The following is a 21,514-nucleotide window of genomic DNA, read 5'->3' on the forward strand; positions in this document are numbered from 1 at the left end:
CTGCCGTGACTGTAAAATGACAATTTAGTCACTTAAGCTCTTACAGGATTTGTTTATATAATTTGATGTGGAATGTGGTTCCTTGGTTCAGTTCACTTGTGACCGTAATAGAGCCATTCTGCCTTTTTATAATGCTATATGCCATGGCCAGTCCTATTCCAATGCTGTCATCGCCAGCATTTTTTCCTTTGTAAAATCGCTTAAATATGTATGGTAGATCTTCTTTCGGAATACCTCTTCCATTATCATTAATGACGATTTCGGTAAAAAGTGCATTTTCAGAGCAGGATGCCTTGATGTGTCCGCCTTCCGCCGTATGCTCCACACAATTCTTCAGAATGTTCACCAGTGCTTCTGCTGTCCACTTGGCATCTCCGATAAAATTTGCTTTGTCCTCACCTGTGAGTTCGAATGTTTGATTTTTTACATCCATTGGAATCAATAGCGGCTGTGTCGCCTGCCTTATAACATCTTCTGCATTCACTGTTTCCTTTTTAAAATGAATGGTCCCAGCATCAATTTTCGATAGTTTTAATAATGAGGACACCAGCCACTCAATTCGTTCAAGCTGCACGGTCATGCTGCGAGTGAATTCTGAACGCTTTTTATCATCTAAGTTGCTGTCGTTCAGGAGATCAGACATCACCATCATGGACGTTAAGGGAGTTTTTAATTGGTGTGAAATATCAGATATAGCATCAGTCAATTCCTGCTTATTCTTTTGAAGATAAGCACTTTGATCAGAAAGCTTCCTCGTTACTTTATAGATTTCATTTTTTAGAATGCTTAATTCACCTTCGTAATTATCACGAATGTCATATGCTATGCTTTCACTGCTGATTTTTCGCATATAATGTGTAAGTTTTTCAATTTCCCGATAGCGCCACCGTGTAAATAGTAAAAAAGCGGTAATCAGTAAAACTTCTGCTGCCAGAATGTAAATAAGAGCCTCGGTTGTTAAAAAAAATGTGGCTGCTCCCAATATAAGTACACTTATTGTCATCAATACAATCAAAAATAATTGCCATTCTCTGTTCCGCCACATGCTACTCACCTACTTTATAGCCAATACCGCGGACGGTTTTAATGATTTCTGGTGTTTGCGGATGGTCCTCAAGCTTTTCACGCAATCTTTTTATATAAACGGTTAGGGTGTTATCGTTCACAAAATCACCCGCTACATCCCATAACTGTTCAAGCAGCTGTGCTCTTGACAGCACTTGTCCAATATGATTGCTGAAAATGAGCAGCAAACGATATTCAAGTGCAGTTAGAAATACTTCTTCATCCCTTTTGAACACTTTCCCTTCCAGCGTGTTTATGACTATATGTTGAATTTCGATATTTTTTTTATTCAGTGGCTGTTTCGAGTATCTGCGCAGCACTGATTTAATTCTCGAGAGCAGCTCCCGAATCCGAAAAGGCTTCGTAATATAATCATCTCCGCCCATATCGAGGCCCATCACTACATTCACTTCATCGTCGAACGCTGTTAAAAAAATGACCGGCAGATCCTTGCGCTCTTTCACGTATGAGCACAAATCATAGCCGCTCCCATCTGGAAGTCCCACATCAAACAAGCAGAGATCAATACGGTCTATCTCTCTTGATAAAATATCCAGTGCTGAAGCAGAATTATAACAAAGAATAGATACAAACCCATCTTGTTGTAATGTATATTCAAGTCCTGCGGCAATCGTTTTGTCGTCTTCAACAATCATAATCGTTACCATTTTATTCACCCCAACCTCTAGCATAAAGGATCAATGAAGTGATAAGCAAAGTTTAATTACTTAAAAATAGAATACCCCTGCACAGGAGCAGGGGCACGTTGATTAATGCTTCATTTGGTTGTTCATAGGCATTTGCCCTTGTCCTGGTGCTGCAGCTGGCGCGTATGCATTTGTTAAAGCCTGCATATCCTGTGCTGCCAGTTGTGGAACTTGGTAGTAGTGATGTTTGTTTTGATAAATCGATAACTCATAAGCCATTTCAATGCAGTTTGGCACTGAATCAGCCAGCACTCGGCGTACAACTGGGTTTGTTACTTCAAGTGCAGACATTGTTTTTAGTGACGCTGCTGACTTATGTGCATGCAGCAGGCATCCTGAAATATATTCATCGTTTATTTCAGTTGCAGACTGGAATGGCTTTTTAGGCGCTCTTGGTGTTAAACCATAAATAAAATCATTATTTTGCGTCATATTATACGTTTGTGTCGGCACCTGAGGATCTTGACCTGTTTTGAAGCACTCAAGAGTTGTATTATACTCTTGAACAAGGAAAGCATGCTGGCGATTCATGATATTAATCAGTTCAGGATCTTGTGCATGCTCTTTTAGCAAGACAAATTGATTAATCGTGCCAACCCCTGCAGTTAGTACTTCGTTTAAGTCAAAAACCTCATGACCACCATGATTCATTTGCGGTGGTACAGTACCTGTGTGCATATTTTGGTGCATTTGGCCTTGTTGTTGGTTTTCCATGTCATTACCTCCCTTTTTAATCTCGATGTTACCTTGTTATTATGAAATCTTTTCGAGTACTTATTCACTTGTTTTCAATAACCAAAAATAAGCATAAATCGGAAGAATTACAGGAAAGAGAGTATGATTGGAAGGTGGATGTTTTGTGCTTCTTCATGAATCAGCAGCTTTTCACTCTGCTTATGTTTTCGCTTTGATTTGCTCCCGAATGCTTTCTAATTCCTTGATTGGCAGCGAGCCCAGTGATTTCATGATTTCTTTTTCAATGGATTTGCGGTTTCGTTCCCGGAACCCATCCCACCATTCGCGGAGTCCTTCTGTATTTTTGAGCAAGTATTCAATATCAATTTCCTCAACCTCATCATCAGACAAGTATGTTAACACTTCCCCAAGCATTCGGTTTAATTGCTCGATATCATCTTGATCGCTGTTGTGTTGATGTTCTTTCGTTTGAAGAGTTTCAGCCTCTGTTTCATCAGGTTTCTCAGCTTTTCTTGGCATTATGAATCGCTCCTGTTTTTTCTTTAATATGCCCTGATTGGGGGAACAGCAATCGATGAATTTTGTGAGTTATTAATGTAGAGGAAAATGAAATATGCGGAATTTTTCCGTGTATTTGTGCGGCATTGGAGCGCGAGTCATTATTCCAGTCGATTTGTGAAGTTGTGGGAAGTAGAAACCTTGCTGGCCTTCATAAAATAAGCGGCGATTTTCCGGTTATTTGCTGAGTTAAGCTATTTTAGGAGGAAATAAGCGGAGTTTTTCCGACTATTTGCTGAATTGAGCTATTTTGTGGGAAAATAAGCGGAGTTTTTCCGACTATTTCGAGAAAAATGGCCTTTTTTTATGTTTTTCGGGTAGTTAGTCGGAATTCTTCCGTCTATTTTAGCTCATTTTCCGTGATTTTATGATTTAGTCGGAATTTTTCCGTCTATTTCAGCAACATTGGAGCGATCCTTTATTCCCAGTCGATTTGTGCGGATGCGGGACGCAGAATCCTTGCTGGACACCATAAAATAAGCGGACGTTTTCCGACTATTTGCTGAATTGAGCTATTTTTTCGGAAAATAAGCGGAGTTTTTCCGACTATTTCGAGAAAAATGGCCTTTTTTTATGGTTTTCGGCTAGTTAGTCGGAATTCTTCCGTCTATTTTAGCTCATTTTCCGTGATTTTATGATTTAGTCGGAATTTTTCCGTCTATTTCAGCAACATTGGAGCGATCCTTTATTCCCAGTCGATTTGTGCAGATGCGCGACGCAGAATCCTTGCTGGCCTCCATAAAATAAGCGGACGTTTTCCGACTATTTGCTGAATTGAGCTATTTTTTGGGAAAATAAGAGGAGTTTTTCCGACTATTTCGAGAAAAATGGCCCTTTTTTATGTTTTTCGGGTAGTTAGTCGGATTTTTTCCGTCTATTTCACCACATTTTCCGTGATTTTATGATTTAGTCGGAATTTTTCCGTCTATTTCAGCAACATTGAAGCGATCCTTTATTCCCAGTCGATTTGTGCGGATGCGGGACGCAGAATCCTTGCTGGCATCCATAAAATAAGCGGAGTTTTTCCGACTATTTGCTGAATTGAGCTATTTTTTGGGAAAATAAGCGGAGTTTTTCCGACTATTTCGAGAAAAATGGCCTTTTTTTATGTTTTTCGGGTAGTTAGTCGGAATTCTTCCATCTATTTTAGCTCATTTTCCGTGATTTTGCGATTTAGTCGGAATTTTTCCGTCTATTTCACCACATTTTCCGTAATTCAGCGATTTAGTCGGATTTTTTCCGTCTATTTCACCACATTTTCCGTAATTCAGCGATTTAGTCGGATTTTTTCCGTCTATTTCACCACATTTTCCGTAATTCAGCGATTTAGTCGGAACTTTTCCGTCTATTTCACCACATTTTCCGTAATTCAGCGATTTAGTCGGATTTTTTCCGTCTATTTCACCACATTTTCCGTAATTGAGCGATTTAAGCGGAATTCTTCCGTCTATTTCAACAGCATGAATGCGACGTCAATCCATAATAACGAATATACATATTTTCCCGATTGATCTCTTCACTTTGTAGGAAAATCATTAGATGGGAGTCTTCACTTTATCCCCCAGTCGATAAGTGCGTACCCTCATGCTACCTGATGCAGGAATTAGAAGCTTTTTATCCACTAGGTTAGAGAGTACTTTTTTGACCGTTTTATCACTTAACTTCAAATACTGTAACACTTCTTTAGGGGAAATGGGTTCTCCTTTTCGAACAGCCAGCCGGAGAACTTCCTTTTCAGAAAAGGATAGTGTTGTTTCATCCAGTTCATCTCCCAGCCATTGGCCAATCACTTGCTGAACGACCTGTTGGCAGCGACGCGGTTTGTCTTTTAATTGGTCATAAGAAAAGCGAATCACAGTCCATCCATCAATCACTAACTGGTTTTGACGTTCAAGGTTGTCGGCAAATTGCCACCTGCTTATGTTTTTCAGGTGAGGTCCATACCCATCAATTTCAAAACATATCCGAACACCAGGGCGAATATAAGCAAAATCTAAGTACCTCTTGCCATCCTTGAAATCCTCCACTTCAAATTCTGGATGAAGGTACTTGAACTGATAAAATATTGGCCACCACACTTGCTTTAAAAATAGCATTTCAGCCTGATTATGACCTTCTTCCAAGCGCCGCAGCCGCTCACCAGTTCTTGCCTGCATGTGAGCACTGAAAAAAGCCCGATATTCTTCTTCGTAACCCATAGAATGCCTCCTCTCTCAGTATAGGTTCTTTTTTTATCAAGCCTAAAGCCATACCTAAGAGTATTTTTTAAAATTCAAAAAGTGTTCTATCAGGTTGTCCTGCATTTCTAAATAAGCTGTTAATGTGTATTATTTTGATTAATCTTCGGAAGAATTGTTAGGATTTACAGTGTAAAAGAAGATAGTAAAACGGAAGCAAAACTCATTGTGGATAGTTAAAGGGATCTGTGGAGATTACTATTTTTAGTTTATTATAAATCTTTCATTTGTCAATTTTATGTTCTTTATATCCTGGAAACGCAGTAGGCTTCATCAATTATAATAAACCGTTGCACTTCTTCAGTCTGTATTGAATTAATCGCACATCTTCTCCTAAGTATTCTTCTTTTCCGTTTCTGCTTGTTTCTTGGAACCCTACTTTTTCAAGCATTTTCCGTGAACGCTTGTTGTTTTCATGCGTTTCAGCCATGTATGTGGTAATTCCAAATTTCTTTAAACCATATTCCATTAATTCTGCCGCAGCTTTTGTGCCAATTCCCTGCCCCCAAAGGGTACTGTCTCCGATCGCTATTCCCAATTCGGCAGTATGGTTCTTCATATCTGCCAAGTCTCCATATCCAATTAATCTTCCCTCGTGCTCAATCCCTAATCTGACAAATTCAATAGAGGAAGTGTACACTTGATTGAGCCACCAGTCATATAATTCTTCTGGCTTTCGATCCATCTGCCAGCCGTTTGCATGACAAAACACCTCATCCGTACTCCAATTGAGCACATATTTGTAATCATTCATTGTTATAGGTCTGATTTTCACTGTTTCCTCCAATTCACTCTGTCCTTTCATTCATCTCAATGTACAGTTTAAGATCTTTCTTTATAAACCGTATGAATGATCCCAAAGAAAATACTCGCACTTCCAACAATAAAAATAGAAAAACTCTTCAATTCAGACGAGGATAATTGTAAGTCTTCGTTTATGAAAAATTGCATCTCTTCATTTAAGGAAACAGGTATGGTTATGTTTGATAAAAACATACCTATCACTGCAAAAATGCCGTATATTTGAAGAGCCTTTTTTATTGTTATGTTTTTCTTAGTATGTATGTTTATTTCAGCAGCTGCTTTTGTTTGTAGTTCCAATCTAACTCCTCCTTTTTCTGTCTCCTTTTTATACGAAGAAATAAATAGAAAGTTCCATAATTTATCAGACGTAAAATACATTTTTATACAGCAAATTTTTAAATGTGATAGTTCAGTTGTCATTTTAGCTCAGCACCATATGTACTACTATGCTGCCATACCTTTCAGGAGTATAAAAAAGTCCGCTGGCAGCGGACTTTGATTTAGGTCATAAGTGGGTTGGCTCACAGTTCTAACAACAACACGACTACAGTTACCAATTTTCAGCATTTCATATCTCGTTTCTCTCAGTAATACGCCTAATATCGGTATCCCAGTCCCTTCCCCCTCACCTAACAATAAATGAAAGCTTAGCTTTTTCTTCCCCATTTATAAGAATAGATATCGTGTGATCACCAGGATAGTGTTTTCTTGTGGTCATATCTTTAAAGGATTGTTTCTTTTTATACAGAAGCGGTTTATCCTTCGAGATGGTATTTTCCGTTATTTTAAATATTTTAGCGGATTGTTTGCCTAGTGCTTTTGCATAGTGAATTCGGTATTCCAACCGGATCGGGGTTGGTTCGGTTCGTTCTGATGTGATGGCAAAAGAAAAAAGAAGTTCTCCCCCTATATGGATCGTTTCATTTTCAATCCTGAAGTTTTGAACAGATATTCCTTCTGCACCAGAATATCCAAATAAGGATAGAGCTGCTGGATCGCCCTTTTTTAAAAGTGTCCGGCAAGCGTGTTTGATAATCCAATCCGTATTAGGATGTGTTCCAAGCCACTTCTCTGCTAGTGCGAGGACAAGTTGTGGATGATCCTTTGAGATATCATTTAAATTATTGGCGACGCTTTTACGGACATATAAAGATTCATCTTTTTTCAAAAGCTCTAAGATAGGCATGATTGGAGATGGGTCTTTTTTTAATGACTGGAGAGCTACTCCCCATGGAAGACGGGGGCGCATCCCTTCACTTGCCAGACGCCGTACGCTTGCATGAGAGGAAATAGCCCAGTGCTCCATTTGTTTCGCCATCTTTCCTAAGTCCTTGATAATGAATGGTCGGACGGCAAATTCAGATGTTGAATACATTGTGAAATGTTCCAAGGCTGCAAGTGATGGCTCCCAGTGTTCTAAACCAAAGACCTCTACATAGTCTGGAAAAATAATGGCTGCCAGATCTTCATGTTTAAAATGGGGTGCGACTTTCATGAGAATGTCTAGGCTCTCTTCATAATCTTCAGGCAATCCTTCATTCAATTTTAAGGTAATATGGCGCATCCGTTCCTTTAATGTTCTTTGCTCCCATTGTTCATCGAAAATAGCAGAAAAGAATTCCTCCCCCTGAAAGGGAGGATATTCATTTTTAATGGAAGCAATCAATTTTTGAATGAAAAGTTCATTGTAAATGTCTTTTAATGCCGAAGCCATTTCCGTGCCACTCCTTTCGATTAGAACTTAATGATTCATCAGTAGAAATTGTGTTTTGCTGCCTGTTTGGGTTGCTGTTACCTCTAATCTGGCATCTATTCTTTCCTTCAGCTCCGGAACGTGTGAAATGAGGCCAACGAGTCGGCCGCTGCTTTGAATATCAATTAATGATTCGATTGCCTGATCTAAGGATTCAGGATCGAGGGTACCGAAGCCTTCATCAATAAACATGGTTTCAAGTGAAACTCCCCCGGCATAGTTTTGAACTACATCTGCAAGGCCAAGCGCCAATGCAAGTGACGCTTTAAAGCTTTCACCGCCTGACAATGTTTTCACATGTCTTTCCTGTCCAGTATATTGATCAAAAATCAGCAGTTCAAGTCCGCTTTGAACATTTCCCTTAGAACGGTCTGTTTTGCGGAGCAATTCATAGCGTCCGCTCGTCATTTTAGTCAGACGGCTGTTTGCTTCTCGTAAAATATCATCTAAAAAGGCGGCAAGAACGAAACGTTCAAATGTGATTCTGTACGTATTCTGTCCTTTTGATATATCAGCCAAATGGCCAATAAGCTGATAGCGCTCTTCCAGCTGCTTCATAGAGTCATTTATGTCATCAATTTTTTGTTTTGTTGCTTCATTTTCTCTTTTTTTGATCGTTAATGATGTGTATTGCTCTTGCAGGATTGAGATTTGCTCGTCCAATTCGTTCAGCTGATTTCTCATTGCCTCCAAATCAGGCTTTTCTACATGGCGGAGAAGCTCCGACAGCTCAGAAATCCGGTCTGTTACCGAACGAAGCTCTTCTCTATAGTTGCGGATGTAGCTGTCAAGGTTCTGCAGCTGCTGTTCCGTACGCTTAGCCTGTTTATATTCTCCATATACCGTAAAGCCTTGCTTTTGCATGTTATCTACAAATAATTCGCGCTCCACTTTAAGCTTTTCGCGGATGTGACCAGCATTTTTCTCCAGCAGCTCTAATCTGGCCTTTTCAGCAGCGTGCTTCGATTGTGTATCCTGATACATCTTTTGTGCTGCTTCAAGTTTATTGTGCAAATCCTGCAATTCATTTTCTGCCTGTTGTAATTGCTTTTGATAAAGCTGTACAGATCGCAGCTCAGCAGGTATTTTTGCTGTCATTCGTGTCAGCTCTGTTTGTTTTTCGGTATATCGTATTGTCGCATCATTCACTTTTTCTCTGGTGATTTGCAATTCGTTTTGAAGCTTTTTCTTTGCTTCTTCACCAGTTTTCAATTGATGTTCACATTGAGATAGTCTTTCTTTCTCTTTGCTGTACTCTTTTTGCGTAAGTGTTAATTCCTGAAGCTTTTCTTTCGCTGTATGAAAAAGAGAAGGCAGCTGCTCCTTTTGGTAATCAGGTGAGTTTTTTCGTATATCCTCTTCCAAATCATGCAAAGTATCAAATATTGCTTGTTTTGTTGATTGTGCCTGATAAAATGCGGACTCTGCCTGGGCTTTTTGCTGTTCCACCTTGACCAGCTTTTCCTTGGCAGCCTTTAAATCTTCATCGGTTGGAACTTCGCCGCTTGCATGTGCAGGCAAGGGATGATGCTCCGAGCCACAAACAGAACAAGCCTCTCCATCAGCCAATTTGCCAGCCAGCACAGCAGCCTGGCCTTTCAGCCATTTGTTCTCTAATGCTTCTTGAGTTGCTTTTGCATCATCTAACTGATGTTTTGTTGCTGTATAGTATTGTTCTTTTTCTTTGTGAACGTGATCTGCTTCATTGAAGCGATCATATTGATTTTTAAGCTGCTGCAGCTTTTGCAGTTCATTGTTAAGCTTTTCAATGACATGCTCATTTTGCATAAATTGAAGCTGATTTTGTTCTAATTTACCTTTCTCTGCAGCTAACTCTTCAAGCTTGGCTTCCATTTGTATTTGTTGTCCCTCAAGCCCGGAACGCTTCTCTTTTAACTGCTGGAGATCTTTGTTCGCTTCCATTGCTTCAGTCTCGACAGCCGCAAATGAATAAATATCCTCTTGAATGTTTTTTAAACGATGGACGTTTTCCTGAGCAGAGGTTCGTGCCTCTCCCTTATTCTGTTCTGCCGTCCAGCGCGCTTCATGCTGCTGAAGCAATTGGGTTAAATCTTTCAATCTTGTATCGGCTTGATGATGCTCCTGCTCGGCTTCATCTAAATCACGCTTCAACATGTGGCATATTTCTTCCTGCTGTTCCAGAATGGCCGCTTTGTGTGCAAGAGCAATCTCGGCTTCCTTTTGCTCCACAGTGGTTTTTAAACCATCCAATTCAATCTTACGTTGCTGCAGGCTTTCTTTTGTTTCCAGCTGCTTAACAATATTTTCAGCTTCATAGAGCTTTTGCTGGAGTTTGTTTCGTTTCTCCTGCTCGGTCTTGCCTGCCTTGATGAGCTGCTGAAGGGCAGCATCCATAAAGGAAAGCTCTTCTTGAAGAAGGGGAAGAATAACTACATCATTCGTGCTTCCCGCCTCTATATAGGCTTTCAGTTCATCAGAAAAAGACGCATGAATTTGCTGAATCGCCTGAGATCGTTCCTCTAGCCTTTTTTCCACTGCTTTTTTCAATTGTGATGCTTCTTCTTTTAAAACCTCTTCGATTCTCTTATAAAGCTCTGTATGGAATAGGCGCTGCAGTATTAATTCTTTATCTTTGCTGTCAGATGTAAGCAATTTGCGGAATTCGCCTTGAGGAATCATTAAAATTTGCCGAAATTGATTGCTGTCGATAATCATGATTTCTTTTATTTTTTCATCTACATCGCGTACATTGGAGGCGAGAAGCTGTAATTTGCCATCTTCATCGTACACATAAAGTTCTGCTTTGGCTCCAACGGTTGTTGTGCCGTCTCCGCGTTCTTTTTTCTTGATTTGCTGCGGAGATCTTGAGATAAAATAGGTTTTATTTCTGAGCGAGAATTCTAAGGAGATTTCTGTGGCCATACTCTCACTTGCAAATTGGCTGCGAAGATCACTGCCATTCCGGTCTTCTCCGCTTGCTTTTCCATAGATTGCAAAGCTGATTCCATCAAAAATCGTCGTTTTGCCTGCACCTGTTTTACCTGAAATGACAAACATCGTTCTCATCCCGAGTTGTGTAAAGTCGATCTCTTCTTTGCCTGCATATGGGCCAAAAGCTTGCATAGTCAATTTTAACGGTCTCATTTCAATGCTTCCTCCTTCCGTACCTTTTCAATAACATCCGCAATCGCCGCTTTTCTTTCGTCGGTAAAAGCAGAGGTGGTCATTTCCTCATAAAATTGCTGAAAAAGATCCAGCTCAGATTTTTTCCCATCCTTAATAGAGGTGAAGGATGATTTCTTTTTCATATCCGTTATCGAAATTTTCCGCTCTAAATGAAGCACATTGGGAAACACTTGACGGAGCTTGTTAATCGGGTCAATTAAAGCTCCTTCATCTAATAAATTAATTTTATAATAATCTTCTATATTTTGTTTTTCATAGAAAGAAGGATCTAATAATTCCTCTAAGTGTCCTTCTATTTCCCTCATATCTTTTTTAGGCTGAATTGTACGTGTGCGAAGTTCGAACTCTCCATTTTCTTTCATATCGATGATGGATATAGATTTATTTTGCTTTGCTTCTGAAAAAGAATATTTTAAGAGAGAGCCAGAATAGCGGACTGTATCATGTTTAATGGCATCCGGACTATGCAAATGCCCTAAAGCGGTATAGCTGAAAGGTGAAAAAACATCAGCGTGAACACAGCCTGAACCGCCAACAGATAATGTTCGCTCAGAATCACTCGTTTTTCCGCCTAGCACAAAGGCATGTCCAATCAGGACATTCGGTTCATCAGGATTGATAATTTTTTCGATCTCGCCAACGACTCGTTTCATTGCATCGTCATGGCTTTGTATGCTTGCATCATCAAACAAATGGCGCACCATGCCAGGTTCTGCATAAGGCACTAAATAGAAGTTTACGCCATTAACGGTTACTGGCTGAAAAGCAGAATGCAGCTTTCCCTCCAGAAAAAATTGGCTTTGTTTATACCATGAGCTTCCAAAAGAAAGGCGCTCAGCACTATCGTGGTTGCCGCCTATCGCAACAATTGGTGTCTTTAACTCTACATTTATTTTAAATAATACTTCATTCAGCAGTTCAACCGCTTCAGTTGGAGGAACTGAACGGTCATATAAATCACCTGCAATCACAACTGCATCCGGCTTTTCTTCTTCGACAACTTCAACAAATCTCTCTAGAAAGTAGCGCTGATCCTCTGTCATATATACACCATGAACGAGCTTCCCTAGATGCCAATCAGCCGTATGTATAAACTTCATTTGCCATTCCTCCCCATTCCCTATTATTTGAATCTATTATAACAAATCAGAAATGGGCATAGGAATATTTGTTCTATTTTAATTATTTTAATTTTGAAGGATGATGTTTTTTATGTACCCCATTTACTAATTCTGAAAATAATTCCCCTGGAGGTGTTTGATCCGTAATAGGGTTCTGTGTGGTAAGCCCCATTAACCTTTTGAATTCCCCAACAGTAAGCGGTTTTGCTTCATCCGTTAATTCATAGCCAATTTGTCCATTAGGTTCCAGTGTTGCTGTTTTAATATTCTCTAGCTTACTAATACCCGATATTCGAATGCGCATTTCGAGTTCATCAACAGAGATACGCAGTTTTTTTAGCTGATGAATATCAATGATGCCATCTTGAATGATAACTTTTGACTTGCCTGTAATAAATTTTTCAACTGCATTAAATTTTAACTGTACAATTTCCATGAAGACAAGGGCTGCCACAAAAATCCCTGCGGCAACGACTGTTTTCCAGACGCTTTGTTCTACAATAGGTTTAACAATGATCGATCCGATGGAGATCATGACAACCGTTTCTGCAAGGGTCATCTGCGAAATCGATTTTCTGCCAGCCAGTCTTAAAAGAAGTACACCAGCAAAAACCATTATGAGGGCTGCAAGAGCAAAGTTCATAATTATTCACCTTTCTTCTAAAAAAATTGTGCCGATCAATATGCTTTAAGCAGCAGTTGCCTGTTGCGGCGGTTTACATTCCTGTTATTAACAGCAAGGTAGACGTGAGATCGTTATTCTATTGTTTGGATTTTTTAGGTGAATTATGCAAAAAGAGGACTGATGATATAAGGAGTAGAATCTGAAGATAGAAAAAGCAGCCCTGGCGTTTGCCTAGGCTGCTTTGTATGTTAGCAATTATAGTTTGTTTACGTTTGAAGCTTGAGGTCCACGAGCACCTTCAACAACTTCGAAAGATACTTCTTGACCTTCGTCTAAAGACTTGAAGCCTTCAGTTTGGATTGCAGAGAAGTGTACGAATACATCGTTTCCGTCTTCGCCTTCGATGAAGCCGAATCCTTTTTCAGCATTAAACCATTTTACTTTACCGTTTTTCATGAAAAAATCCTCCTATTGACTAGTTCATTAGCCATCTTTAATCACCATTTACAACGATTATGCTTTACCGATAGTTACTGTTCCTAACCTTAATAGAAAAGACGGAAAAGTGGCTCAAAAAGTATAACGCGATGCAGAACGGCTATCTTTAACTTAGCATTATATTTTAAAACTGTCAACAATTTCCGTTCCTATTATCCCTCTCTATTGCTTCATCTTTTCAGGTAAACTTTGGATTGAGGAGACTACAACATCAAGCTTTGCTTCGATCCGGCTAAGTAGAAATAAGGTTACTACAATCGGAAAGCCCACTTCACCTATCATTTGGACAATCTCGTCCATCCTATTTTCCCTCCTTTCATTTTTACAGGAGCATGCTGCTGCCACATGATGCGTTCTGAAGGTTAAAACAAGACCGGCACACGAAGTTACCGGTCTCTAAAAAATTAAACAAATTCATAGGATGTAACAGTCCGTTCTACTAATCTTGCTTCTTTTGCGGCTGCATAACTGCCATTGCTGCCTTGGAATACACCAGAGGCAATCATCTGCTCCATTGCTGCTTTCACCGCATCAGGATCAATCGGCTCTTTTGGCTGATCAATTGAGATTCGCGCCTGTTTATCCAGGTTTGTAAGAAACGTAAGTTCCAGCGTTTTTTCCATGAGTTACACCTCCCTTCTTTCTTATGATCCAATTCATTATTCTGCAATCGTGTAGCTGTCGTTTCTTGTAATAGAAACGAGTGGAGTATCAGTTAGACTGCCGACAGCTTGTGCTGCGGAAAGTAACCCATCTGCTGATGCATCTCTTTTGATGTTTGAAAAGGTTTTTGACTTTAAAATCGGCTCTCCCTTTTCGTTTAATCCCGTTTCAAAGGCAAGCTTCAACTTGGAATCAATTAATAATGCTTCTGCCATGGCTGATCACCTCCTTTCGGCTTTTATATACAAAAAAAGCGAAGGAAAGGACAGGTCAATCTAAATTATATTTAGTTGAATTCCCTCAGGTTAATGAAACAAGCAATTCTAGTACAGCTTCATAAGATATAGAGAAGCCGGAAAAAGGAGGTGGTTTGATGGATTTATTAACTTTCCTGAACCAAAAATACGTCATGCTAATACCGGCTCTATGGGTTATTGGAGCCGCTTTAAAAAATACCCCGATTATTCCAGATTGGACAATTATCTGGATTTTATTTCTTTGTTCAATCATGATTGGAAGTCTAGCTCACGGCTTTACTTTTGAATCGGTTGTAAACGGGATCATAGCTGCCGGCGTAGCTGTTTTTGGGCATCAAATGTTGAAGCAGACAATGGAAGGTGGATTGATAAAAAGACAAAAAAAATAGCACAGGCTTAGATCGGTAAGTTCTTTAGGAAGTGAATTGCCAATTGTACTTGCCAGCCTTGCTGGCAAATTGGCTACATATGGACGAGACGTCTGCATTTTTATACAGTGTTTGATAGGCTTAAGGAAAACAAAATAACCACTGTAGATAGGAGGAAAAAACTTTTTAAATAAGAGGCTGGGACAAAACGAAATTAATCTTTCTAAAACACGAATATTCAATAATTTGATTGGGTAATTAAACAAGTCCGTTCCATTGCGCTGCGGACCCTCGCTTTCCGTGGGGAGGAAGCTGAGCCTCCTCGCAGCAAAGCTGCTGCGGGGTCTCACCCTTTCCTCTATTGCCCACTGGAGTCGAGGATCCTCCGCTCCATTTCACTCTGTTAATAAAATATATTATATATTCATAAATAAAAAACCGAATGATTAGAAAGATGACCTCCTAACCATTCGGTTCTGTGGTTGTGTTAAATACTTATGTCCCAGCCTCTTTTTTATATCTTGAATTTAATAACATCTATGTCCAATTAAAGTTTAAATCTTGAAACCACTGTCTGCAGGTCTTCTGACAGTTTTGCTAAGGATTCTGCTGAAGTAGCGACCTCTTCCATTGTTGCCAGCTGTTCTTCCGTAGCCGCAGAAGTTTCTTGAGCGGAGGATACATTGCGCTCAGAAATATCTTTAATCGTCGTAATTTGCTCGTTAATTTTATCACTAATACTTGATAAACATTCAATTGAGACATTTACCTCGGCCACTCTTTCAATTACATCTCCAATTGATGTGAAGATCTCCATAAAAGCAGCATTGGCGTTTTCTGTATCTGTCAGTCCCTCGTGTACTTGAGCATTGCCTTCTTCCATGGCAATAACCGCTTGCTCTGTTTCTCCTTGAATGAGGTCAACCATATGCTGAATTTGATCGGCGGATTTCTTTGATTCCTCTGCCAGCTTTCTCACTTCATCCGCTACCACCGCAAAACCTTTTCCATGTTCACCGGCTCTTGCAGCTTCAATCGCTGCATTTAATGCCAATAAATTCGTTTGATCGGCAATGGAAGTGATCATGCCGACAAAATTGCTGATTTCTTCAGAGCGTGTTTTCAGTGCCGTAATGTACCCAGTGGCGTTTTCAACAGATGTATTGATCTCCTTCATTTGCTGTACGACATTTTCAACTGCATGTGTTCCTTTATCTGTTAATTCAGTTGCTTTTTCTGTCGCATTCAGCATTTTTTCACTGCTTTTGGAAATTTGCTTTATACCTGATGACATTTCATCAACAGATAATGAAATCTCCTGAAACTGGTTTAACTGCAATTCTGTTTCAGCCACATTCGATTGCGAAATATGAGCAACCTGCTCAGAAGCAAGTGTACTTTGTTCAGAGCTTGCAGCCATTTCTTCACTGCTGGTGGCCACTTGACTGGAAGTATCTCGTACTTGTCCGACTAAAAGTCTTAATTCCGTCACCATTTTATTCAAGGATGTAATAAAGCTTCCGATCTCATCACGGTTTTTCACCTTTATTTTACCTTGACTTAAGTCTCCTTCTGCCACACGGTCAATCGTTTTCGCAGCCAGCTTGATCGGATTTGAAATCGATCTGCCAATAAAATACGCCACAACTATTCCTAAAATAATAGCAGAAATACTGCTCAGCAGCACAATCGTTTGTATCATGCTAACTTCTGCAGCCGTTTGCTCTGTCTGCTGTGATAACAAATCTTCTTCAACTTTTACTAGACGATCAGCTGCAGCAATAAATTCTTCCCCTACAGCTTTTGCATCCGTCTCCGCAAGTTCCATATAAGCAGCTTCATTTTGCTGAATTTTTAATGTGATTTGCTCTTCGGAAATTTCATAAAATTGAGTATGCAAAGCATCAATCTCTTCGATCAGCTGTTGAGATTCAGAATGGTTTGCACTTCCTTTTAAAGCTTCTATGTAGTGAATCAGCCTTTTACGAGCGCTTTCAAAATCCTCCAAATAGGTTGAATCACCCGTCAGCAAATAGCCATTTATACCATTCGCCTGATTATATAAATCTATTTTTAAATCCTTTACCGTCAGCGCAACAGGAACGCGATCGTCAATAATTTCTTCATATTGATTGTTTACATTTTCAAGCTCATAATTTGATAGTCCAGCTACAATGCCAAACAGCAAAAACACAATGAAAAATCCAAACAGCAGCTTTTTAGCTACCGTCATCTTCATTTTCTTGCTTTTTTTCATCATCCTCTTCCTCTCGTGTCGAATAGTAGGTGTAAATAGGATTTTATACTTATAAGGTACCATAGATTAGGTCCAAACGTCAGCAACTTTTATCCTATTTCGCTTAGTGGAGCTGTATTTTAATGACAGCTGTACATAGAGTAAGGGTTAATATATGAGTGTGCTTAAGTGACCATTCACCTTCCGCTTGTTTTCAGCATAAAAAAATGCCGCCAAACTCTTGGAGTTTAGCGGCCACAATGCAGACCAAAGATCTATTAGGGAGGAGATCTTACAATGTTATTGTATGCATTGTCCGTTTGCTGGCTTGGACAAACATCCCTAGGTATTATCATCATTTTTAACATTTCTTGAATTGGACTTACACTCGTTTCTTCAAGATGCTTTCATATTCTTTTGCTGTACGAATTTCTACAGTTAATTGTCCATCCTTCATGACTGTATGAATCAAAAAGGGAGCACCTGCAGTGTTTTGAAAACGAAAATCAAGCCCTCCATAGGAAACAGTTGCATCTCTTCCGACTGGCACATATCCTACGGTTACAGAATGGTTATGCTTTTCAACATACTCAACAGCCAATTGATCAACCGCATTAAATAGCGTTGAAGACGTTTGACAGATCCCTCCGCCAATGCCCATGACCAGTTTGCCATTAACCGCCTCTTCAGCAGGCTGATAGCCATGTGCTTCGTCACTTGGTCCTACTGTCGTATTAAATGAAAAAATATCATCCTTTCCAACAATCACCTGGTGGATTGCTTCTGTCGACAGCTCGATATTTTTTGTTCTGCCAGCAACTTGAGCATTATAATGAGTTGTATAGGAGGCAATAACCACTTCATTTAATACGCTCGCATCTTCAGGAGCATAGCCGCTCGCCGTCGTGTATAAAGGCAATTCTACCTCACCGCCTTTATCCGAAAGAGCCAAAATGTTATCTACCAGCTCTTTTTCTTCCAGGATAACTCTTGGTGTCCCTTTAACAACACTGCCATCAGCACTTATTTTGTCAGGATACATACGCTTGTCGTAGCCAGTCTGATCCTCTGTGCCTCGAGCAAGCTCTCTCGCCCATTTTGCCAGCTCTTGTTTATACGCATCCAGATTTTCGCTGTAGCCTAACTCCACCGGATCAATTGTTCGAATGACCTCTTTTGTTTCGGGATCAACGATTGAAACAGACAGAGGTTCTTCCGCTTCCGTTTTTGTTTCGGTTTCCACGTTCTTCTTTTTTTCTTCCGTTTCCTGCGATAATCGTTCTAGCTCTACAATTTTCTTTTCAAGCTGAACAATTTCCTTTTTTAATTCTTCTTCAACCGTTTCTTGTCCAGAACAACCACTGAGAAGGCCAATGCCTAAAATGGTCCAAACGCTGATTAAGCGAACTCTTTTTCTCATGCTTCCCCCTACATATACATAAAATTTGGATTCAATTATATGTATGGTCAGAAAAGGAAGGATATGTAAGGAAATATTGCTAACCAAAGAAATTAGCTAATAGACGAGTTTATATATAAGAAAACGTTCATATTGATTTTTTTTATACATAGATGATAAATCAATTTCCTTTTTTAGTTCAAAACATGGATTCTTTTCTAAAAAATCAACATAATCATTGTCAATATAATAAAAAATCAGCTCGATATCTCTCCAGTATTCTTCTGCTGACATAAGGATATTATTGATCACCTTTATAAAAATCTGAACAGTGAAAGGATTAAAGAAATAAAATCGATTTTGTGATGCCTTTATTTTATATTCCTCTGCCAAAATACATTCAAATTGAATTTTCTCAGCAGAAGCCCTCGATCTGTTCTTATAGGTTTCTTTATTTTTAAGTGCCTGATGATAAAATTGTTTATTCATTTCAATCCCTGTCGCTGCATTTTGAAAATAATGATGGCTATAAAAATTTAATCTTCCCTTTCCACAGCCATAATCAACAATATGGTCATCTGCAGATAGCTCATACTGTTTAAACAATTCATCAAGGGCCTGATAGGGAGTCGGCTCATAACGATGATAATGATAGGAAGCAATAACACTAAGCTCTTGGTCTAATGTCGAAATATTTAACTGTTGATCGTATTGTCCTTCGGTTAACATGTATGGAATCACCTCTCTTTATTATATGGAAAAGGCACGTTCAAAACTAAAAGTGCCATTAAGCAATAATAAAAAATCCGAATGATTAGAGATATGATCTCTAATCATCCGGATGTATGGTCTTCTTATTCTGTATCTTCAGTTCTAGTATTTTGTTGCTCTGTGGATGATTCTTCTGTCTGATCTTCTTGATCTTCAGCAGTTTCTTCATCCTGAGGAGCCGTGTAATTGTACTGTGAACGATCTACAGGTTCAAAGCCTTCAGGTTCATAAAAACGAAGCAAGTCACCATTAACGACTTTATCTGATAATGCAAGTTTGTTCTCAACCACTGCCTGCATTTCTTCTGCTTCTTTCAAGCGAGCTTCATCTTCAATCAGCTCACCTGTAATGGAATCGTAAAATTTACCTGAAATAGACGTAATCGTCGAGCTGACAAAGTCACCATTTCGGAAAGGTGTAACGTCATCATGTTGTTCTGACAATAGATCCGTTCCGAATTGCAAGTAATCCTTTGTATCAATACCAAGCAAATGCATTAAAGTTGGCATTAAGTCAATTTGTCCGCCATATTCATGATCTATTCCGCCTTCCATTCCTGGTACGCGAATAAATAACGGTACACGCTGCAGACCTGTTTGTTCAAATGCACCAACTTCATGGCCTAAAACTTGTTCCATAGCTTTTGTATGGTTGCTTGAGATTCCATAGTGATCACCATACATCACAATTACAGAATTGTCATATAGACCAGATTCCTTCAGATAATTGAAAAACTCCTCTAACGCTTCATCTGCATATCTTGCTGTACGGAAATAATTATCGACTGATTTATCTCCAGTAGTGTGAGCTGCAATTGTTGCTTTATCTTCTGCTAATGGATATGGGTAATGATGCGATACCGTAATAAACTTTGTATAGAATGGCTGCGGCAATGATTCAAGCAGGCTTTGAGACTGCTCAAAAAACGGCTTGTCCATAAGTCCATAATCTGCCATATCTTCTTCATTTAACTCATAGTAATTACTGTCAAAGAAGTGATTGTAACCAAAGGATTTGTAAATTTCATTCCGATTCCAGAACGTGCCCGAATTACCGTGGAATACAGCAGATGAATATCCTTTTTGCCCCAGGATTGCAGGAGCAGACTGATACGTATTCATTCCCTTTGTTGTAAATGCAGAGCCTTGCGGAAGTCCGTATAAAGAGTTCTCAAGGATAAATTCTGCATCAGCTGTTTTCCCCTGTGCTGTCTGATGGAAGAAATTATCAAAATAAAGTGTATTTTCATCTCTTGTCATTGAATTTAAGAAAGGTGTAACCTCTTCGCCATGCAATTTATAATCCATCAGGAATGTTTGAATGGACTCAAGATGAATATAAATCACATTTTTTCCTTCAGCGATGCCGAAGTATTTTTGGTTTGGCTCAGCATAATTAGAAGAAGTAAAGTTTACCACTTCAGTTGTGTCATTGCTATCAGCCATAACACGCTGTGCCGACGCTTTTGTACTCTGAACAGCATCGTAAATAGTATAGTTGTACATACCTAAATATTTCACGATATAGTTGCGGTCAAATCCTCTAGTTAATAACTGAGGACGGTCTGTTTCCGCTAAACCAAGATTTGCACTTGAAATCGCTAATGCGAGTGAAAAGACCGCAGCAGCTTTTCGGCGGCTCATATCCTTCATTTCAATCTTTGCAAATTTAAACACAAGCAGCATGAGTAAAAATGCAAAATCAGCAAAGAATAAAAGGTCATATGGTCGTAAAAGGGATAGCACACTGCTGCTGACATCACCGAAGTTTTGCGTTTGTGTCAACGTCGGCAGTGTAATAAAGTCATTAAAAAATCTGTAGTAGACGGTGTTAGCATAAAGTAAAAACGACATGAAAAAGTAAAGAACCATTAAGGCAATATACTTTCTGCGGCCTTTAAAAAATGACGCAACACCCAGGAACAGGATTGCTGATCCGAGTGGATTTAAGAATAACAATGTTTTTTGCAGTGTATTTTCAATTCCGAGTTCAAATTGTGTTAATTGTACAATGTACGTTTTCATCCAAAGGAAGAACACAGCTAAAAAGAAAAAGCCAATATATTTACTGAAAATACTTTGACCTTTACTCAATAAGTTGTTCATTTCTTGCACCTACCTTCTAGCACACTATTATAGCATATTAGCATTCTATTTTATATATGATAAACTTCCCTAACCAATAAATGGTTATTTTAGCCTGTGTGTCAAAAATTATGATCACAGTTATATAACTATACTCCGATTTTTCATTAAGTCAAGTATCCGCAATTTGACAGAAATTTATTAATTATATTGCAAATGAATGCTTATAGAATGAAGACCCTTTTCTATAATTGTATTGTGCCCATTTGTTTGCTTGTATGATACTGCGCAGAGTGAACTGGCGATATTTAGTATAAAACAAGCCTTCAATAATGTCCAATGATTTCCATTCGACAAAATCGGCGGCTGATCTAACCCTCTATATCTTGGTTTGTGTATTATATTTAAACAAGTCCGTTCCACCTGCGCTGCGGGGTCTCACCTTTTCCTCTATTGCCCACAGGAATCGAGAGTCCTCCGCTCCATTTCACTCATGTTAATAAA

20 protein-coding genes are annotated in these 21,514 nt (G+C 39.2%); 1 reads left to right on the plus strand and 19 read right to left on the minus strand.

Features of this window, described 5'->3' with window-relative positions:
- Positions 1-40 precede the first annotated feature (40 nt).
- From B7E07_RS13220 to B7E07_RS13295, 15 genes are all read right to left on the minus strand, one after another.
- A complete protein-coding gene (locus B7E07_RS13220; protein ID WP_080846304.1) occupies positions 41-1,045 on the minus strand; it encodes a sensor histidine kinase in 1,005 nt (334 codons plus the stop codon).
- A 1-nt stretch (position 1,046) separates the two neighbouring features.
- The gene (locus B7E07_RS13225; RefSeq protein WP_139785636.1) at positions 1,047-1,733 is read right to left on the minus strand and encodes a response regulator transcription factor; all 687 of its coding nucleotides are present in this window, start codon (positions 1,731-1,733) and stop codon (positions 1,047-1,049) included.
- Positions 1,734-1,835: 102 nt separating this feature from the next.
- On the minus strand, positions 1,836-2,486 hold the full coding sequence (locus B7E07_RS13230) for a spore coat protein (RefSeq protein ID WP_080846306.1): 651 nt from the start codon (positions 2,484-2,486) through the stop codon (positions 1,836-1,838).
- 180 nt (positions 2,487-2,666) lie between these two features.
- The gene (locus B7E07_RS13235) at positions 2,667-2,987 is read right to left on the minus strand and encodes a hypothetical protein (protein WP_080846307.1); all 321 of its coding nucleotides are present in this window, start codon (positions 2,985-2,987) and stop codon (positions 2,667-2,669) included.
- Between the two features lie 1,574 nt (positions 2,988-4,561).
- Positions 4,562-5,224, minus strand: coding sequence for a hypothetical protein (locus B7E07_RS13240; RefSeq protein ID WP_080846308.1), 663 nt, complete (start codon positions 5,222-5,224; stop codon positions 4,562-4,564).
- 316 nt (positions 5,225-5,540) lie between these two features.
- Positions 5,541-6,038 (minus strand): GNAT family N-acetyltransferase, encoded by a 498-nt coding sequence (locus B7E07_RS13245; protein ID WP_257391451.1) that lies wholly within the window; start codon positions 6,036-6,038, stop codon positions 5,541-5,543.
- A 47-nt stretch (positions 6,039-6,085) separates the two neighbouring features.
- On the minus strand, positions 6,086-6,364 hold the full coding sequence (locus tag B7E07_RS13250; protein ID WP_080846310.1) for a hypothetical protein: 279 nt from the start codon (positions 6,362-6,364) through the stop codon (positions 6,086-6,088).
- A gap of 328 nt (positions 6,365-6,692) precedes the next feature.
- Entirely contained in the window at positions 6,693-7,781 is a 1,089-nt protein-coding gene (locus B7E07_RS13260; RefSeq protein ID WP_080846312.1) for a DNA alkylation repair protein, read from the minus strand.
- 27 nt (positions 7,782-7,808) lie between these two features.
- A complete protein-coding gene (locus B7E07_RS13265; protein ID WP_080846313.1) occupies positions 7,809-10,946 on the minus strand; it encodes an AAA family ATPase in 3,138 nt (1,045 codons plus the stop codon).
- Positions 10,943-12,088: an exonuclease SbcCD subunit D gene (locus tag B7E07_RS13270; protein WP_080846314.1), complete on the minus strand. Its 1,146-nt coding sequence runs from the start codon at positions 12,086-12,088 to the stop codon at positions 10,943-10,945. Before B7E07_RS13270 ends, B7E07_RS13265 begins: the two co-directional genes overlap by 4 nt.
- An 82-nt stretch (positions 12,089-12,170) precedes the next feature.
- Positions 12,171-12,752, minus strand: a complete 582-nt coding sequence (locus B7E07_RS13275; RefSeq protein WP_080846315.1) for a DUF421 domain-containing protein — start codon at positions 12,750-12,752, stop codon at positions 12,171-12,173.
- Positions 12,753-12,989: 237 nt separating this feature from the next.
- Entirely contained in the window at positions 12,990-13,190 is a 201-nt protein-coding gene (locus B7E07_RS13280; protein WP_080846316.1) for a cold-shock protein, read from the minus strand.
- A gap of 204 nt (positions 13,191-13,394) precedes the next feature.
- A complete protein-coding gene (locus B7E07_RS13285; RefSeq protein ID WP_080846317.1) occupies positions 13,395-13,532 on the minus strand; it encodes a YvrJ family protein in 138 nt (45 codons plus the stop codon).
- A gap of 104 nt (positions 13,533-13,636) precedes the next feature.
- Positions 13,637-13,855: a DUF2922 domain-containing protein gene (locus B7E07_RS13290; RefSeq protein WP_080846318.1), complete on the minus strand. Its 219-nt coding sequence runs from the start codon at positions 13,853-13,855 to the stop codon at positions 13,637-13,639.
- A 36-nt stretch (positions 13,856-13,891) separates the two neighbouring features.
- The gene (locus tag B7E07_RS13295) at positions 13,892-14,110 is read right to left on the minus strand and encodes a DUF1659 domain-containing protein (protein ID WP_080846319.1); all 219 of its coding nucleotides are present in this window, start codon (positions 14,108-14,110) and stop codon (positions 13,892-13,894) included.
- A 158-nt stretch (positions 14,111-14,268) separates the two neighbouring features.
- Here B7E07_RS13295 and B7E07_RS13300 point away from each other — a divergent pair, with 158 nt between their 5' ends.
- Positions 14,269-14,541 (plus strand): phage holin family protein, encoded by a 273-nt coding sequence (locus tag B7E07_RS13300; protein ID WP_080846320.1) that lies wholly within the window; start codon positions 14,269-14,271, stop codon positions 14,539-14,541.
- A gap of 526 nt (positions 14,542-15,067) precedes the next feature.
- Here the strand turns inward: B7E07_RS13300 and B7E07_RS13305 are convergent.
- The 4 genes from B7E07_RS13305 to B7E07_RS13320 all read right to left on the minus strand — a co-directional run bounded on the left by B7E07_RS13305 (position 15,068) and on the right by B7E07_RS13320 (position 21,031).
- Positions 15,068-16,780: a methyl-accepting chemotaxis protein gene (locus B7E07_RS13305; RefSeq protein WP_176215204.1), complete on the minus strand. Its 1,713-nt coding sequence runs from the start codon at positions 16,778-16,780 to the stop codon at positions 15,068-15,070.
- Positions 16,781-17,138: 358 nt separating this feature from the next.
- On the minus strand, positions 17,139-18,176 hold the full coding sequence (locus B7E07_RS13310) for a VanW family protein (protein ID WP_080846322.1): 1,038 nt from the start codon (positions 18,174-18,176) through the stop codon (positions 17,139-17,141).
- Between the two features lie 96 nt (positions 18,177-18,272).
- Entirely contained in the window at positions 18,273-18,884 is a 612-nt protein-coding gene (locus B7E07_RS13315; RefSeq protein ID WP_080846323.1) for an SAM-dependent methyltransferase, read from the minus strand.
- A gap of 125 nt (positions 18,885-19,009) precedes the next feature.
- A complete protein-coding gene (locus B7E07_RS13320) occupies positions 19,010-21,031 on the minus strand; it encodes a lipoteichoic acid synthase (RefSeq protein WP_080846324.1) in 2,022 nt (673 codons plus the stop codon).
- Between the last annotated feature and the right edge of the window lie 483 nt (positions 21,032-21,514).

It is taken from the genome of Cytobacillus gottheilii (assembly GCF_900166665.1).
GTDB lineage: Bacteria > Bacillota > Bacilli > Bacillales > Cytobacillaceae > Cytobacillus > Cytobacillus gottheilii_A.